This window comes from Amycolatopsis sp. VS8301801F10 (genome assembly GCF_046195355.1).
GTDB lineage: Bacteria > Actinomycetota > Actinomycetes > Mycobacteriales > Pseudonocardiaceae > Amycolatopsis.
On sequence record NZ_CP176065.1, the window covers coordinates 2528663 to 2545115 of the forward strand.

The 16453-nt window shown below is 70.0% G+C and carries 15 protein-coding genes; 9 read left to right on the forward strand and 6 right to left on the reverse strand.

Going from position 1 to position 16453, the window contains the following annotated elements:
- The first annotated feature begins 3 nt into the window (after nucleotides 1-3).
- Nucleotides 4-3582 (forward strand): transcription-repair coupling factor, encoded by a 3579-nt coding sequence (gene mfd, locus F9C11_RS12330; protein ID WP_409184993.1) that lies wholly within the window; start codon nucleotides 4-6, stop codon nucleotides 3580-3582.
- A gap of 116 nt (nucleotides 3583-3698) precedes the next feature.
- On the opposite strand, the gene F9C11_RS12335 is transcribed toward mfd, so the two are convergent.
- Nucleotides 3699-4112 carry a hypothetical protein gene (locus tag F9C11_RS12335; RefSeq protein ID WP_409184994.1) on the reverse strand — a complete coding sequence of 138 codons (414 nt, stop codon included), beginning with the start codon at nucleotides 4110-4112 and terminating at the stop codon, nucleotides 3699-3701.
- 81 nt (nucleotides 4113-4193) lie between these two features.
- On the opposite strand from F9C11_RS12335, the gene F9C11_RS12340 reads away from it, so the two are divergent.
- The 7 genes from F9C11_RS12340 to F9C11_RS12370 all read left to right on the forward strand — a co-directional run bounded on the left by F9C11_RS12340 (nucleotide 4194) and on the right by F9C11_RS12370 (nucleotide 10452).
- Nucleotides 4194-5192, forward strand: coding sequence for a hypothetical protein (locus F9C11_RS12340; protein ID WP_409184995.1), 999 nt, complete (start codon nucleotides 4194-4196; stop codon nucleotides 5190-5192).
- The gene (locus F9C11_RS12345; RefSeq protein WP_409184996.1) at nucleotides 5189-6103 is read left to right on the forward strand and encodes a MazG family protein; all 915 of its coding nucleotides are present in this window, start codon (nucleotides 5189-5191) and stop codon (nucleotides 6101-6103) included. Before F9C11_RS12340 ends, F9C11_RS12345 begins: the two co-directional genes overlap by 4 nt.
- A 242-nt stretch (nucleotides 6104-6345) precedes the next feature.
- Complete coding sequence (locus tag F9C11_RS12350; protein WP_409184997.1) at nucleotides 6346-6900, forward strand: RNA polymerase sigma factor; 555 nt, start codon at nucleotides 6346-6348, stop codon at nucleotides 6898-6900.
- Between the two features lie 29 nt (nucleotides 6901-6929).
- Nucleotides 6930-7718 carry a zf-HC2 domain-containing protein gene (locus F9C11_RS12355; protein ID WP_409184998.1) on the forward strand — a complete coding sequence of 263 codons (789 nt, stop codon included), beginning with the start codon at nucleotides 6930-6932 and terminating at the stop codon, nucleotides 7716-7718.
- 21 nt (nucleotides 7719-7739) lie between these two features.
- Nucleotides 7740-8543, forward strand: a complete 804-nt coding sequence (locus F9C11_RS12360; protein ID WP_409184999.1) for an ABC transporter ATP-binding protein — start codon at nucleotides 7740-7742, stop codon at nucleotides 8541-8543.
- Entirely contained in the window at nucleotides 8540-9889 is a 1350-nt protein-coding gene (locus F9C11_RS12365; protein ID WP_409185000.1) for a hypothetical protein, read from the forward strand. Before F9C11_RS12360 ends, F9C11_RS12365 begins: the two co-directional genes overlap by 4 nt.
- Entirely contained in the window at nucleotides 9889-10452 is a 564-nt protein-coding gene (locus F9C11_RS12370) for a hypothetical protein (protein ID WP_409185001.1), read from the forward strand. Before F9C11_RS12365 ends, F9C11_RS12370 begins: the two co-directional genes overlap by 1 nt.
- Nucleotides 10453-10526: 74 nt before the next feature.
- Here F9C11_RS12370 and F9C11_RS12375 read toward each other — a convergent pair whose 3' ends face one another.
- From F9C11_RS12375 to efeU, 5 genes are all read right to left on the reverse strand, one after another.
- A complete protein-coding gene (locus F9C11_RS12375; protein ID WP_409185002.1) occupies nucleotides 10527-10937 on the reverse strand; it encodes a PPOX class F420-dependent oxidoreductase in 411 nt (136 codons plus the stop codon).
- Nucleotides 10938-10941: 4 nt separating this feature from the next.
- Nucleotides 10942-12006 (reverse strand): LLM class flavin-dependent oxidoreductase, encoded by a 1065-nt coding sequence (locus F9C11_RS12380; protein ID WP_409185003.1) that lies wholly within the window; start codon nucleotides 12004-12006, stop codon nucleotides 10942-10944.
- 105 nt (nucleotides 12007-12111) lie between these two features.
- Complete coding sequence (gene efeB / locus F9C11_RS12385) at nucleotides 12112-13368, reverse strand: iron uptake transporter deferrochelatase/peroxidase subunit (RefSeq protein WP_409185004.1); 1257 nt, start codon at nucleotides 13366-13368, stop codon at nucleotides 12112-12114.
- Nucleotides 13365-14516 carry an iron uptake system protein EfeO gene (gene efeO, locus F9C11_RS12390; RefSeq protein ID WP_409185005.1) on the reverse strand — a complete coding sequence of 384 codons (1152 nt, stop codon included), beginning with the start codon at nucleotides 14514-14516 and terminating at the stop codon, nucleotides 13365-13367. Before efeO ends, efeB begins: the two co-directional genes overlap by 4 nt.
- Before the next feature lie 2 nt (nucleotides 14517-14518).
- Nucleotides 14519-15370 (reverse strand): iron uptake transporter permease EfeU, encoded by an 852-nt coding sequence (gene efeU / locus F9C11_RS12395; RefSeq protein ID WP_409185006.1) that lies wholly within the window; start codon nucleotides 15368-15370, stop codon nucleotides 14519-14521.
- Between the two features lie 268 nt (nucleotides 15371-15638).
- On the opposite strand from efeU, the gene F9C11_RS12400 reads away from it, so the two are divergent.
- Nucleotides 15639-16430, forward strand: coding sequence for a murein transglycosylase (locus F9C11_RS12400; RefSeq protein WP_409185007.1), 792 nt, complete (start codon nucleotides 15639-15641; stop codon nucleotides 16428-16430).
- Nucleotides 16431-16453: the final 23 nt, after the last annotated feature.

The following is a 16453-nucleotide window of genomic DNA, read 5'->3' on the forward strand; positions in this document are numbered from 1 at the left end:
GGGATGGTGACCGACGCTGTACTGTCCGGACTCCTCCAAGCCATCCTTCCCGACCCGGCGCTGCGCGGTGTTGTCGAGCGCGCCGGTGCCCCGCTGCTCGAACTGCAAGGCGCTGTCGCCGTACGGCAGCTCGTGGCCGCCGCGCTGGCCGAAGACCCCGAGCGCGGCGGCGCGGGCCGTCCGGTGCTGGCCGTCACCGCCACCGGGCGCGAGGCCGACGAGCTGACCGCTTCGCTCGGCGCGCTGCTCGGCCCCGAGCGCGTGGCGGATTTCCCGTCCTGGGAGACGCTGCCGCACGAGCGTCTGTCGCCGCGCGCGGACACGGTCGGACGGCGGCTGGAAGTGCTGCACCGCCTGCACACCGGCGACGAGCAGTTGCGGGTCGTGGTCGCGACCGTGCGCAGCCTCATCCAGCCGATGGCTCCCGGGCTCGGCTCGCTCGCGCCGATCGACCTGGTCGTCGGCGAGGAGCAGAGCTTCGAGGGCCTGCTCGAACGGCTGGTCGAGCTGGCGTACACGCGCGTGGACATGGTCGAGAAACGCGGCGAGTTCGCGGTCCGCGGCGGCATCCTCGACCTGTTCGGGCCCACCGCGCAGCATCCGGTCCGGGTGGAGTTCTGGGGCGACGAGGTCAGCGAGATCCGCGCGTTCGCGGTGTCCGACCAGCGTTCGCTGCCCGGCGAGATCCAGCGGGTTACCGCGCCGCCGTGCCGCGAGCTGCTGCTCACCCCGGACGTCAAGGCGCGCGCGGCCGAGCTGGCCACCACGTACGAGGCCGACGCGCACCTGGCCGAAATGCTCACGAAGCTGTCCGGCGGCGTACCGGTCGAGGGCATGGAGGCGCTCATCCCGGTGCTCTGCGAGGGCGAGCTGGCCCTGCTCACCGACGCGATGCCGCGGGGCAGCCACGTGCTGCTGGCCGATCCGGAGAAGATCCGCGCCCGCGCGGCCGACCTCGTCCGCACCGGGCAGGAGTTCCTCGAAGCCTCCTGGACCACCGCGGCGGCGGGCGGGCAGGCCCCGATCGACCTCGGCGCGTCGGCGTACCGCGAGCTGTCCGAGATCGCGTCGCACGCGCAGGAGACGAAGCGTCCGTGGTGGACGCTCACCCAGCTGACCAGCGAAGACCCGGACGTGTACCGCGTCGGCATCGAGCCCGCGCCCGGCTACCGGGGCGAGCTGGAACGCGCGATGACCGACCTGCGCGCGCACCTCGCGTCCGGCGGCACCGGCGTGCTCGTCGTCGCCGGACAGGGCACGGCCAGCCGCGCGGTCGAGCAGCTGGTGGCGGCCGAGGTCCCGGCGAAACACGTCGAGGTGCTCGCGGACGTGCCGCCGGCCGGGGTCGTCACGGTCACCTGCGGCGGGCTCGCGGAGGGCTTCGTCTCGCCGGAGCGCGCGCTCGTGGTGCTGTCCGAGGCCGACCTGACCGGCCGCGGCGCCACCGCTGGATCGTCCACAAAGGACTTGAACACGAAGATGCCGTCGCGCCGCCGCGGCGCGGTCGACCCGCTGGCGCTCAAGGCGGGCGACTACGTGGTGCACGACCAGCACGGCATCGGCCGGTTCGTGGAGATGGTGCAGCGCACGGTCGCCGGGGCGACCCGCGAGTACCTGCTGCTGGAGTACGCCTCCTCCAAGCGCGGCCAGCCCGGGGACAGGCTGTTCGTGCCCACCGACCAGCTCGACGAGGTGTCCCGCTACGTCGGCGGCGAATTGCCGACGCTCAACAAGCTCGGCGGCTCGGACTGGAAGAACACCAAGGCGCGCGCCAAAAAGGCGGTCAAGGAGATCGCCGCGGAGCTGGTGCAGCTCTACGCCGCCCGGCAAGCCGCGCCCGGGCACGCGTTCGGCCCGGACACGCCGTGGCAGTCCGAGCTGGAGGACGCGTTCCCGTTCACCGAGACCAACGACCAGCTCGCGGCCATCGACGAGGTCAAGGCGGACATGGAGCGCGGCGTCCCGATGGACCGGGTGATCTGCGGCGACGTCGGCTACGGCAAGACCGAGATCGCGGTGCGCGCGGCGTTCAAGGCGGTGCAGGACGGCAAACAGGTGGCCGTGCTCGTGCCGACCACGCTGCTCGCGCAGCAGCACTTGAGCACCTTCACCGAACGGATGCGGTCGTTCCCGGTCACCATCAAGGGCCTTTCCCGGTTCACGCACAAGGCCGAATCGGACCAGGTCATCGAACAGCTCGCCGACGGCGAGGTCGACATCGTCATCGGCACGCACCGGCTGCTGCAGACCGGCATCCGCTACAAGGACCTCGGCCTCGTGATCGTCGACGAGGAACAGCGGTTCGGCGTGGAGCACAAGGAACACATCAAGGCGCTGCGCACGCACGTCGACGTGCTCACCATGTCGGCGACGCCGATCCCGCGCACGCTGGAGATGTCGCTGGCGGGCATCCGCGAGATGTCGACCATCCTCACCCCGCCGGAAGACCGGCACCCGATCCTGACCTATGTCGGCGCGTACGACGACAAACAGGTCGGCGCCGCGATCCGGCGCGAGCTGCTGCGCGACGGCCAGGTGTTCTACGTGCACAACCGGGTGTCGTCGATCGAGAAGGCGGCGAAACGGATCCGCGAGCTGGTGCCGGAGGCGCGCGTCGTCACCGCGCACGGGCAGATGAACGAGGACAAGCTCGAAAAGATCATCCAGGGCTTCTGGGAGAACGAGTACGACGTCCTCGTCTGCACCACCATCGTCGAAACCGGCCTGGACATCTCCAACGCCAACACCCTGATCGTCGAACGCGGCGACATGCTCGGCCTCGCCCAGCTGCACCAGCTGCGCGGCCGCGTCGGGCGTGGCCGCGAGCGCGGGTACGCGTACTTCCTGTATCCGCCGGAAGCGCCGCTCACCGAGACCGCGCACGACCGGCTCGCCACCATCGCGCAGAACACCGAACTCGGCGCGGGCATGGCGGTCGCGATGAAGGACCTCGAAATCCGCGGCGCGGGCAACATCCTCGGCGCGGAACAGTCCGGGCACATCGCGGGCGTCGGGTTCGACCTGTACGTCCGCCTAGTCGGCGAAGCGGTCGAGGCGTTCCGCCGGCACGCGGGCGCGGAGCCGGCGGAGGACGAGGAACTGGCCGAAGTCCGCGTCGACCTGCCAGTGGACGCACACATCCCGCACGACTACGTCCCCGGCGAACGACTGCGGCTCGAGGCATACCGCAAGATCGCGTCGGCCCCGGACACCGCGGCCCTCGACGCGGTGCGCGAGGAACTGGTCGACCGCTACGGCCAGCCGCCCGCCCCGGTCACCCGCCTGCTCGCGGTCGCGGCGTTCCGGCACGCCTGCCGCGCCGCGGGCGTCACCGAGGTCGCGGCGCAGGGCAACACGATCCGGTTCGCGCCGCTGCCGTTGATGGACTCGCAGCTGGTGCGGCTGAAACGCTTGTACCCCAAGGCGGTGTACAAGGCGATCACCAACACGGTGTCGGTGCCGAAGCCGACCGAAGGCCCAGCAGGGGGCCGGATGGGCGCGCCGGTGCTGCGTGACCAGGAACTGCTCGACTGGTGCACGAAGCTGCTGGCACAACTGACGAAAACCCCGGCGGCGGTATGAGCGGTGCGGCGGGCCTCGTCTGAGCCGCCGCGGGTGCCGTGTGGAACGGTGCTCGCGGCGGTCTGGATGGCGGGGTTCTGCCGCTTTCGCTTGGCTACGGCTCGCTTTTCGCGGGTTCAGTTCGCCGAGCAAACCTCAACCCCCGGCGGTTCCGCCGTAGCCAGCCGCAGCGACACCTCCTCCTCCGGCGCGGGCAGTGCCCCGCACCCGGACATCGGCGACGGCCGGGGACGTCGCGGCACCCGGGCTCCCGACCCGCCGCCGCGGCCCGGATACACGAGCAGGCCGTATTCCGGGTCCGGTACCGCGTCGAGAGCGGCGGTCACGGCGGGCAGGTTCCGGAAGCGGTCCCGTTTCTCCTCCGAGGAAAACTCGATCTCCAGCGTCACGCCCCAGCGGTGGACGTGCCACGCCCACTGTTCGGCGCCGTTGGTCAGCGCGGCCTCGGTCAGGCGGTCGCCGTGAGCACGTTGCCACGCGCTCGCCGCGAAGGCCCCGTCGAGGACTTCGATCGACAACCAAGAGTCCATATGTCGACAATAGCCCGCTGAATGCCTCGATGGTGTTGCGTTTCGAGGCCATGTGAGAGGGTAGGGCCTGTGATGCGGATCATGGGGCGCCGCCGTGCGCTGGGCGCCGTTCTCGCCGGAGCTTTTCTTCTCGCCGGATGCGGCGCCGGTCCCAGTCAGGTGGGCACCGCCGCGGTTGTCGACGGTCAGGTCACCACCATCGACCAGGTTCAGGCGCTGCTCGACCGCGCCGTGCAGGAGCAGCCGTACGCCCGGCAGCTCGCCTCGCGGCACCAGCTTGACCTCGTCGGGCGCGAGATCGTCCGGCAGACGCTGCTGCATCAGGTCGTCGTGAAGGCCGCGCAGAAGGAAGGCATCTCGGTCGACGAGGCCACCGTCAGCGAGGCCATGCAACAAGATCCGCTCGCGTCGCCGGTGCCCGAGTCCGTCACGCAGGACCAGTCCGCGGCCGTCACCCAGCTCGTCTGGCGGCTGCGCGACCACCGCGAGGCGATCACCGATCAGTATCTGCAGCAGCGGATCGCGCTGAAGTACCTGCCCACCCTGTCGGTGAACTTCGACTACACCAGCATCGGCGCGCCGACCTCGCAGAGCCAGGCCCCGTCGATCGACCCGAAGGCCGCGCGCAGCCAGGCCATCGCCAAGGCCGAGGAATACGCGAACGACCCGAACAAGATCCAGGCCGACATCCAGGGCGGCGCGCAGGGCAACGTCGGCCAGCAGGCCCCCGCGCTGTCGTCGCCGCAGGACGCCGCGACCGTGCTGTTCGGCGTGCCCGCGAACACCGCCATCGCGTTCCAGCCGAACCCGGCGAGCGCGCCGACCTGGTGGGTCACCGCCGTGGTGCGGAAGCGGACCACGGATTCGAAGGTCGCCACCGACCAGGTCCAGCAGCCGACCGCGGCTCAGCTGGGCGCGATCGGCGTGCGGATGCTCCAGCCGTATGTTGGCAACGTGGACTTCAAAATCAACCCCCGCTACGGCGTGTGGGACGCGGTCGGCATGAACCTCGCCCCCAGTGCGGCCGAGGTCACGGGCGTGGCCGTGCCTCTGCGCGGCGGTGCTCCGGCGCAGCAGTGACCGGCACCGTAGTCCTGGTCCGGGGCGCGACGCTGCCCGCGGCCGCCCTGCCCCTGCTTCGCACTAGCGCGGTGTACGCCGCGACCGACGTCGACCCCGCGCAGTTCGGGGTTCCGCCGGTAGGCGAGTCCTACGCGGACATCGTGCTGCTCGCCGCTTCCCGCACCGAACCGACCGCGGCCGCGATGCTCGCAGCCGGGGCGCGGCTGATCGAAACCCCGGTGCCGCCGCTTGTCGAAGCGGTCGAGGTCATGGACCGCCTGCGCTCGCCGGGCGGCTGCCCGTGGGACGCCCGGCAGACGCACGAATCCCTGCGCCAGTACCTGGTCGAGGAAACGTACGAACTGCTGGAAGCCATCGAGGACAACGACCGCGCGGCCCTGCGCGAGGAACTCGGCGACGTCCTGCTGCAGGTCTTGTTCCACGCCCGCGTGGCCGCCGAACACGGCCGAGCCCCCTTCACCATCGACGACGTGGCCCGCGACCTGGTGGACAAACTGGTCGGCCGCCATCCGAACGTCTTCTCCGACGCGGCCCGGATCGCCTCGGCCGAGCACCAGGAACTGAAGTGGGAAGAGCTGAAGCAGGCCGAGAAGCAACGCAAGTCCATTGTGGACGGCGTCGCGCTCGGCCAGCCCGCGGTCGCCCTGGCCGGGAAGCTGGGGCAGCGCAGCGGCCGCGCCGGGATCCCGCTGGACCTGTTCCCGCAGGATTCCTCGGCCCCGGCCCAGCTTTTCCGCACGGCGGCCACCGCTCGCCGGGGCGGGTTGGACCCCGAGGGCGAGCTGCGGGCAGTGGCGAAGCAGTTCGCCCGCGACATTCGCGCGGCGGAGGCGGCGGCGCGGAAGGCCGGGGTCGAACCGTCGACGCTGGAGGCTGAGGGCTGGCGGAAGTTCTGGCCTTCGGCTTGAGCCGTTTTTGGTGCGCTGCTTGCTAATCGGCCTGCTCTTCGCGTGCTGGTAATTCGCTGCCGCCTGCATGCGTTGACGTGCTGACCCGTCCTCACTCGAACGACGGAGACCTCGTCCAACCGCCCGTGCCCCCGTCGTCGCCCGGGCACGATGGCCCCGGCAGCCGAATCGCTTCGGTTCCACTGTGATCTAGATCACTTGTTTTGGAGAACCAGAAGCGCGGAGGTGGCGTCTTGCCGGGTGTGAAGCACAAGCCACCCAGGGAGCCGGACGAGGAACGCCTCCTCCGGCGCACCGCCCGCGGCGACCGTGCGGCGTTCGAAGAGCTTTACCGCCGCACGTCGCCGTGGCTCGCGATTCGCCTGCGCCACCGCTGTTCCGACGACCAGATCGTCGCGGAGGTGATGCAGGAGACCTACCTCGCCGTGTGGCGTGCCGCGGGTTCGTTCGCGGGCGTCGTCGCCGGCGGCTCCGCCGTGGGCTGGGTGTGGACGATCGCGGTGCGGCGGCTCATCGACGCGTTCCGGCGGCGGGCACACCACGCGCATCCGCCGCCCGGAGTGCACGAATCGCTGTCCGCGCCCGCCGCCGAAGAGGAGGCGCTGGCGGGCACGGTCGGCGATTCGGTGGGCGACGCCTTGCGCAGTCTCGCGCCCGAACTGCGCGAGGTTCTGCAAGCGATGGTGCTCGACGGATTGTCGGTGCGGGAGACCGCGATTTTGCTGGGGTTGCCGGAGGGCACGGTCAAAACCCGGGCCCGCCGCGCGCGGATCGCGATGCGGGAGGCGTTGTCGTGAAACCAGGACCGTCGGAAGGAGGTCAAGCCGTGCACCACGTATCCGACCGGATGCTCGCCGGCTATGTCGCCGGGCGTGAACTGCCGGGGGACGAGGCATGGGCGATCGAAGGGCACCTGGAGAAGTGCTCGCACTGCCGGGCGCGGCTCGCCGGTGCGTCCACCGCCGAGGTGTCCGGTCTGCTGGACATCGTGTGGGCCGGGCTGGAACCGAACCTCGCCGAAGCACCGCGGCCGAGGCCGCGCCGGGCCGCGGCGTGGCTGCACTGCTGGGCGACCCCGGTGATGGTGCCGTGGCTGTTGATGGTCCTCGTGGTCGGCGCGCTGTCGGTCTACCTCGACCGGTCGCTGCGCGAGGAACTGTCGTTCGTGCAGTTGCTTTCCCCGGTGCTGCCGGTCTTCGGGGTGGCGGCGGCGTGGTCCCGCGGGCTGGATCCCTCGTACGAACTCACCGCGGCCACGCCGCGGGCCGGGCTGGAGCTGATCCTGCGGCGGACCACGGCGGTCGTGGTGCCGGTGCTGGCGGTGCTGCTCGCCGCCGGCTGGCTGGTCGGCGCGCGGATGGGATTCGGGCTGCTGCCGAGTCTCGCGTTCACCACCGGGACCCTCGCGCTCGGCACGTTCATCGGGGTCGCCTGGGCGGCGTCGATCCTGGTCGGCGTGTGGCTCGGCGCGCTGGTGGTGCCGAGCGTCGCGTTCGGGGGCTCGGTCCTGCTCGAGGATGTCGCCTGGCCGGGCTGGCTGGCGGCGGCCGCGGTCGCGACCTTGTTCGTAGTGCTTCGCCGGAACACCTTCACGCAGCTTGCTGCACAGCACTGACGGAAACGAGAGGGGACACCGATGCGGGCTGTGGAAGCCGCCGAGGTCGCTCCGGCGGCCTATGCCTGGGAAATCCAGGCTCAGGGACTGAAAGTGCGGGTCGGCCGCAAGAAGATGGCGGTCGACGGACTCGACCTCGCGCTCGGCACGGGCGTGCACGGGCTGCTGGGGCCCAACGGCGCGGGCAAGACCACCTTGATCCGCACCCTGGCCACCGTGCTGCGGCCGACGGAAGGCAAGCTGACGCTGCTCGGAGCGCCGGTCGGGGGGCACCTTGACCAGCGCGCCCTGCGCCGCCGGATCGGCTATCTGCCGCAGAGTTTCGGGTACTACAAGCGGTTCACCGTCCGCGAGTTCGTCGAATATCTGGCGTGGCTCAAGGAAATGCCCCAGCGGGAGGTGCCGGGCGCGGTGCAGCGCGCGATCGAGCGGGTCGGTCTCGCCGAACGCGCCGACGACAAGCTGAAGACGCTGTCCGGCGGCATGATCCGCCGGGTCGGCATCGCGCAGGCGATCGTGAACGACCCGGTGCTCCTGCTGCTCGACGAACCCACCGCCGGGCTCGATCCGGCGCAGCGGCTGCGGTTCCGCGAGCTGCTGCAGGAAATCGGCCGGGACGCGTGTGTCGTCGTGTCCACGCATCTGGTCGAAGACGTCGCCGCGGCGTGCTCGGACGTCGTCCTCTTCGCCGCCGGGAAGCTGGTTTTCCAAGGCACGCCAGCTGATCTGGCCGCGGCGGGCAGCGAGTCGGACGTCGGCGACAGCCCGATCGAGCGCGGCTATTCGGCGCTGCTCGGCCACGCGCAGGGGAAGGGGTCGTGGTGAGGAGCGTGTTCCGGATCGAACTCCGGCGCACCATCGCGCCTTGGGTGCCGATCGCGATCCTGGCGGTGAGCCTTGGCTTGCTGGTGTTCTCGCGCGGCCCGTGGAACTACGATTCCGCGGCCTGGAACGCGACGTGGCTGACCGCGGTGCGGTGGCCGCGCTACCTGCTGGTGCTGATGTGGCCGATCATCGTCGGAGCGGCGGCGATCCAGGGCATGCGGGACGCCCGTGCCGGGGTCGGCGAACTGTTCGGCTCCACCCCGCGACCCGCCGGGCAGCGAGCCGCCACGCTCGGTCTCGCGCTCGGGTTCGCCGCGGTGGTGGGCTATCTGGTGCTCGTCGCCGCCGGGGTCGGGCAGGTCATCGCGAAGGGCGGGCTGTTCACCACGGCGTGGGTGATGCAACTGGTGCTCGGCGTGCTGTCCGTAATCGCGGGCGTGGCACTGGGGCTCGGCCTTGGCCGGTTGCTGCCGTATCCGATCACCCCTCCGGTGCTCGCTGTGCTCGCGCTGGCAGGCGGGTTCTACGCGCAGGTGTCGGGCATGAACGGAGTGGGGCCGAACGCGATGGTGCTGCTGGGCGTCGGGCAAGTGCAGCCGCACGGTCCGTTCGACCTGCCGAGTCCCGCGGTCGAACTCGGCCAGCTGAGCTGGCTGCTCGGCCTCACCGCCGCGGGAATCCTGTTGCTGCTGGCCAGTTCGACGCGCGCCAAGGTGTTCGCGCTGCTCCCGGTAGCGGCCGGGCTGGCGGTGGCGTTGCCGCTCTTTCCCGCCTGGTCGACGGACAATGACGTCCAGGACAAAATGGCCGCCGCGCTCGTCTGCGACGGTCCGGTGTGCGTCACGCGCTTGCACGAGGACTGGCTGTCCACTGTGGCCGGACCAGGCAAGGAATCCTTGCGGCGACTGGAAAAACTGCCGCACCCTCCAACCCGCGTCGAGGAGTCGACAGAGCCGTTCCGGACCAACCGGGCCGGGCCGCGAGACCCGTCCCGGGTGCTGATCAATCAGGACGACTACGCGCTGCAGGACAAGAGCGGTTCGAGCCTCACCCTGGCGCTGCTGAGTGGCGCCGGAACGTCCCCCTGCCACGCCGCGTCCTACGGCGGCGAGCAGAACGACCGGGAGGACGCCGCACGTTGGGTGATGGCGCAATGGCTGGTTGGCTCGTACACGCCGCCGTCTTCGCGTCGGCAGCCTCCGCTGCAGCCCCAAACAGACCCAGCGTGGGCGGCCCTGAAGGCAGCGCCGGAGGCGGAGCAGACCGCTCGGATGGCCGCCGCTCGCCAGGCGGAGCTGACCTGCACCGGTGACCCGTTGAAGATCCTCACGGAGGGTGCGCGCTGATGCGGTGGACAGTGCTGTACGTGCGTTCGCGCCATCTCGCGGTGTCGTTGGCGGCGATGTTGCTTTGCGCCGCCGCTTTCCCGCCACTGATCGGCGACAACTGGTCGACGTTCCTCGCGACCATCAGCCTCGGTGCCGCGGTCGCGGTGGCAGGCGTGGGTCTTAGCGGACAGGACATCGACCTGGACCGCACGGCCTCCTTCCGCTGGCCGCCCCGGCGACTGGCGCATCTGCTGCTGATCGGTGCGGTGGCCGACGGGGCAATGCTTGCGGCACAAGGATTTGTCGATCCTCCGATGGATACCGGCTGGGTCCTGCGCAACGCGGCCGGGCTGCTCGGCCTGACCGGGCTGGCGGCCACGCTGTTCGGCGGCCAGTTTGGCTGGACGCTGCCCTTCGGCTGGGCGATGACGGCGGTCTTCGTACCGCGCACCGCCGGTCAGGTCCACGACATCGTGGCCTGGCCGATGGCACCGGCGGACTCGGCGGCGGCGTGGTGGACAGCCGGGCTGGTGTTCGTGGCCGGAACGGCGGCGTACACAGTGGCGGGTGCTCGTCGATGATACGGCGAACCGGCAAGCCGGGCGCAGCCCCGCCCCTCCCCCGGGCAGGGGCGGGACTGCGGACCGGCGCGGCTTCAGACGTTCCGGTTGTTCGGCTTGACCTCCAGCGGTTCATGGTCGGGGTCGTCGATGCCGAAGCTGATGATGCGGTGCGGGTGAATGCGGATGACCGCGCCGTCGAGGTGGCCGTCCGGTTCGAACGCGTCCGGCACGGCTTCCGCCCGGCCCCGGATCTCCAGGCAGCGGACGCGCATCGGCTTCGTCGAGGGCTGGTCGTCGATCACGATGGCGACGTTGCCGTTGGCCTCGACGTTGCGGTACTTCCGGCTTTTCGTCAGGTTGTACCCGGTCACGTCGATCGTCTGAGTCTCCGGGTTCCAGGCGAACGCGACCGGGCTGACCTGCAGAGTTCCATTCGGCTGTTGGGTGGCCACCCGGGCGAGGGGCTGGTCGGCCAGGTACTTGAGTTCCGCTTCGGTGAACATGCACCTACCGTGCAAGTTCAAGCCTGCTTGAAGTCAAGCGCACGCGGGGGATCACGTGCTCGGCGAACCGCCGCATCTCCGCTTCGAAGGGCTGAAATTGCAGCATAAACGTCTCGATTCCCAGGTCAGCCCACTCGCGGATGCGCTGGGCGACGGTGTCGTAGCTGCCGACCAGGCCAGCCGCGGTGCCGCCGTTCGTGCCGATGTGCGGGTACTTCGCGAAGGTCTGGAACATCACCGCCTTCGGATCGGCGTCCGCGACCAGCGCCTCCCAGCGCGCCTTGCCCGCCTCGGCCAGTTCCCACAACGCCGCCAGTTCCGCTTCCGCCTCCGCATCGGTTTCGCGGGCCACCACGAACGCGGACAGTCCAAACCGGACCGGTGCGCCAGCCCGCGGGCGAGCGGCGACGTCCGCGATCAGACCGGCGACGTTCTCCTTCGGCTGCCCGTTGATGAACCACACGTCGGCCTTGTCCGCGACCAGCGCCCGCGCCGGGTCCGATTCGCCGCCGACGTACACCGTCGGTGCCGAACCGGCGGGCCGAAGCTGGTACCCGTCGACCTGGAAGTGCTTGCCCTGGAACGAAACTCGCTCGCCGGCCAGCAGTCCGCGCACGACGCTGATCCATTCGCGGCCGTACTCGTACCGTTCGTCGTGCTCGGCGAACGGAATGCCCGCCCGCGCCAGTTCCGGTTTGTACCAGGCGTTGACCAGGTTCAGCCCGAACCGGCCACCGCTGATCTCCTGGATCTGCAGCGCCTGCTTCGCCAGCACCACCGGATGCACGAGATACGGCTTGATCGCCGCGATGATCTCGATCCGCTCGGTGAGCGCGGCGAGCGCCGCCGCGGACGTCCACGTCTCCAGCTGGTCCAGTTCGTCGCCGAACGGGTTCACCACGTGCTGCGCGATGAGCGTCGAATCGAACCCGAGCCGGTCGGCCTCGACGATCAGCCGCCGGTTGCGTTCCCAGCTGGCGTCCACCGGGTCGTCCGGATGATCGAACGGGCCCCACGACCCGTAGACGACCGCCCATACCCCGAACCGCGGCTGTGCCACTGCGACCACGACCGAACTCCTCACCTCGCGCGGATGAACGCGGTCACCGTCGCTTGCCCGGAAGGCGCCGGCAACCGGTCCCACGCAGTGGCGGGGCGGGGAGGTTTGTACTGGTCAGGCGAAGAGCCCGTCACCCCAGTTGCTCGTCGGGGTGAGGCCCGGCGGAATCGCGAAGTGCGCGGAACCGGTGTGCTGCAGGTACTCCATCATGGCGTCCTTCGAGGACAGCACCTGCTGCATCGGGACGTACTGCGTGCGCGTGTCCCGGTTGAACGCCAGGAAGAACAATCCGGCTTCGAGGTGGCCCACCCCGTCCGAGCCGTCGACGAAGTTGTAGCCGCGGCGCAGGATCTGCACGCCCTTGCGCGTCTGGCGCGAGGCCAGCCGGATGTGCGCGTCCTCGGCGATCAGCGGGGCTCCGCCCTCGCCGCCGACCTGCAGGTCGACCTGGTCGAACTCGCCGGTCTGCCCGAGCGGCGCGCCGGTTCCCTTGGTGCGCCCGACAATCTTTTCCTGCCCGGCGAGGGTTTCGCGGTCCCAGGTTTCGATGTGCATCCGGATCCGGCGCGCCACCAGGTACGTGCCGCCCGCCATCCACGCCTGCCCGTCGCCGGCCTGCGCCCACACCTGGTCGCGGAGCACCTCGGTGTCCTCGGCCTTGATGTTGTTGGTGCCGTCCTTGAACCCGAACAGGTTGCGCGGCGTCTGCTGCGAGCGCGACGTCGACGAACTGCGCCCGAATCCGAGCTGCGACCAGCGCACCTCGGTGACGCCGAAGCCCAGCCGCACCAGGTTGCGCACCGCGTGCACCGCCACCTGCGGATCGTTCGCGCAGGCCTGGATGCACAGGTCGCCGCCGCTGCGGGCCGGGTCGAGTTTGTCCTTCGGGAACGCCGGAAGGTCGATCAGCTGCGGCGGGCGCTTCGCGGCGAGGCCGAACCGGTCGTCGAAGAGCGAGGGGCCGAAGCCGATCGTCAGGGTCAGGTCGGAGGGAGGCAGGTCGAGCGCCTCGCCGGTGTCGTCCGGCGGGGCCTGCGCGGAGCCGCCGAGCGCGCCGTTCGGGCCGACGTCCTGGCCCGCGGTCATCCGCCGGGCCGCGGCCGTCCAGGTGCGCAGCAGTTCGCGGAGCTTGTTGACGTCCTTCGTGGTCACGTCGAGCGCGGCGAAATGCAGGTTCTGCTGCGTCGGCGTGACGATCCCGGCCTGATGCTCGCCGTGGAAGTCCACAGTGGACGCCGCGGCCGAGGCGGGGGCGCCGCCGAGCCGGTCGATGCCGACCCCGGCCGCCGCGCCCGCGCCGGCCAGCGCCACTCCCGCGCCGGCCAGCCCGAACAGCTTCCGGCGGGAAACCCGCGTCCCCTCCTCGGTCACTTGGCGACAACCTCCGCGACCTTGCTCAGCGGCTCGCTCAGCGCGTCGACCGCCGAGGCGAACGCCTTGATCTGGTCCTGGGAGAGTTCGTTGTAGTACTTGAAACCGTCCCCGGAGCGGGTCTTGTCCAGCAGTCCCTGCACGTTCGCGAACTCCTTGTCCAAAGTGGACACGAGGGCGGCGTCGCGCTCCTGGATGATCGGCCGCAGCGCCGCGATCGCGCCCTTGGAACCGTCGAGGTTGGCCTGGAAGTCCCACAGGTCGGTGTGCGAGAAGGTCTCCTCCTCGCCGGTGATCTTGCCGGTGGCGACCTCGTCCATCAGGCCCTTCGCGCCGTTGGCCAGGTCCAGCACGCTCAGCTGCAGCGTCTTCGCCTTGGCGACCAGCGCCTTCACGTCGGTGAGCAGCTTGTCCGCGATCTGCGGGCTGTCCGGCTTCAGGCCGGTGCTCCACAGGTCTTTCTCCAGCCGGTGGAAACCGGTGAACTGCTGGCCGGGTTCGAGGTCGGCCTCGCGCGCGTCGATGGCCGGGTCGAGGTCGCCGAACTTCTCCGCGACCGGCTCGATCCGCTCGTAGAACACGCGGGTGCGGGCGTATTCGGCCTTCGCCTCGTCGACCTTGCCCGCCTTGACCGCGGCGACGAACTTCGCGGTTTCGGTCTCCAGCGCCGAGCTGTTGTTCTCGACGTAGGTCGCGTAGCTCTTGGTGGCCGCGGCTTTCTGCGCGCTGGCGCTGTTCTGGCTCTGCGCGCCGCCGGTGACGGTGAAGTCGCCGCGGATGCCGTTGCCGACCATGCCCGGCTTGCACGCGGTCTGGTACTTGCCCGCGGCCGGGACCTCGACGATGAGCCGCCGGTTCAGTCCCGGCGCGATGTTCTCGACCTCGCCCATGATCCGGTCGCCCTCGGCGTAGAGGTAGAACTCGGTGACCTTGCTGCCCTTGTTGGCGATCTCGAAGGTCAGGTTGCCCGCGGCCGCGGTCGTCGCCGAAACCGAACAGGCGGTGTCGGACGCCTCGACCTTGATCGGCCCGCCCGAGGCCGCGCCCGACGGTCCGGACGCGGAATTCGTGCTGTCGCAGGCGGTCAGCGCCACGAGGGCGCCGAGGCCGGTGAGCACAGCCGTCGAGGTTTTGCGGAACTGGGGCACGGTCACTCCTTGGCGGCGGCCGGAGCGGCCGGAGCCGCTTCGGTCTTGTTCTTGCGGGCGGGCTTGAGGAACAGCGGCAGCACGATCGCCACGTAGGCGACCCACGCGATCGCTTGCAGCACAGTGGTTTGCTGCGAATAGTTGAAGATCCCCTTGAGCAGCGCGCCGTACCAGGAGGTCTCCGGCAGCGTGCTCGACGCGTCGAAGGCGAGCGTGGTCAGTCCGGGGATGAACCCGGCTTCCTGCAGGTCGTGCAGGCCGTAGCCGAGGACGCCGGCGGCGACGAACACCAGCAGCACGCCGGTGATCGTGAAGAACTTCGCCAGGTTGAACCGCACCGCGCCGCGGTAGAGCAGATAGGCGAGCACGATCGCGGCGGCGATCCCGACCACGAACCCGACGAGCGGCTGCAGGGTGTCGGATTGTGCGGTCTGCACGGCCGAGTAGAAGAAAACGGCGGTTTCGAGCCCTTCGCGGCCCACCGCGAGGAACGAAAGCAGCAGCACCGCCGCCGGGCCGACCTTGAGCGCGTCCTCCATCTTCCCGCGCAATTCGGCCGCGATGTGCCGGGAAGCCTTGCGCATCCAGAAGATCATCGCGGTGACGAAGACGACCGCGACGATGGAAAGGCTGCCGCCGAGCAGTTCCTGATGCTCGAAACTCAGCTGCGCGGTGCTGTAGGTGAGGATCGCGCCGACGCCGATCGACAGCAGCACGGCCGCGCCGACCCCGGGCCACACGAACCGCAGCGCGTGCCGTCGTTCGGTCTTCACCAGGAAGGCGACCAGGATGCTGACCACGAGCGCGGCTTCGAGGCCTTCGCGCAGCCCGATGAGCGCGCTGGAAAACACCACTGTTCAGCCCTCCTTCGACTACCTGACCTGATGTTTTTAGGTAAGGCTTGCCTGTAAGTCCAGAGGGAAGTTCGCTGACCGGGTCCGGCAAAATGGGCAAAACGACGTTCCGTGGGGAGTTAGGTTAGGGTAACCGCAGGTCAGAGCGTCGCCGAGGGGTCACGTAACGAATTGTGTGACCTGGGCTTCTCGGGCATGGAGTTAACCATCCGCTTGCCATTCGCCCAGTCCAGCGTCCCCCTCGCGGGTTCATCAGTAACCTGTCCGAGTGGCCGATACCACTCAGCCGACCATTACGCCGTCTCCACCGCGCCGTTATCCGAGCCGCATCGCGTTCGCGCTGGGTCTGGTGCTGACCGGGGTCGTGCTGGTGGTGACCATCGGGATCCGGAACCCGAACCCGCCCGGGCCACCCGCCGCGGCCGCCCCGCCGCCGGTCTCGGCCAAAACGGAGCCGCGCCCGCAACCCGGCTCCGAAGCCCCTCGGGTCGGTTTGGCCGCCCCGCCGGACCGCCCGCTCGTGTCCGATCAAGCGGAACTGGACGCGTGGGCCACCCGGGTAGCCGGAAAAACGCGGCTCGACGCGCGCGTGCTCGCCGCGTACGGGCGCGCGGAAATGTGGATGCAGCGGCAGAAACCGTCGTGCCACCTGTCGTGGGCGACGCTCGCCGCGATCGGAAACCTGTCCTTCGGAACGGAAAAACCCGGACCGGACGGCACAATGCCGGTCAACCCCGGCCCAGCCGAAGGCCCGGACACCGACGCCGGAAAACTCGACGGCGACCGCACTGCCGACCACCGCGTAGGCCCGCTGCGGATCATGCCTGCCGCATGGCACAAACACGCCCAACGAGCGAACGGCGACGGCAAAGCCGCCGACCCCGGCAACCTCGACGACGCGGCCTTCACGGCGGCCCGCTACCTCTGCTCGGGCGACGACGACCTGGGCGCCCCGGCGGGTTGGTGGAAGGCGATGCTGCTCTACAACCCGGCGGTCAACTACGTACAGGACGTCTTCACCGCGGCGGATTCATACGCGGAGGAGAGCGTCGCACCCTGAGCGGGGCCCGTTGTCCGGGCGGT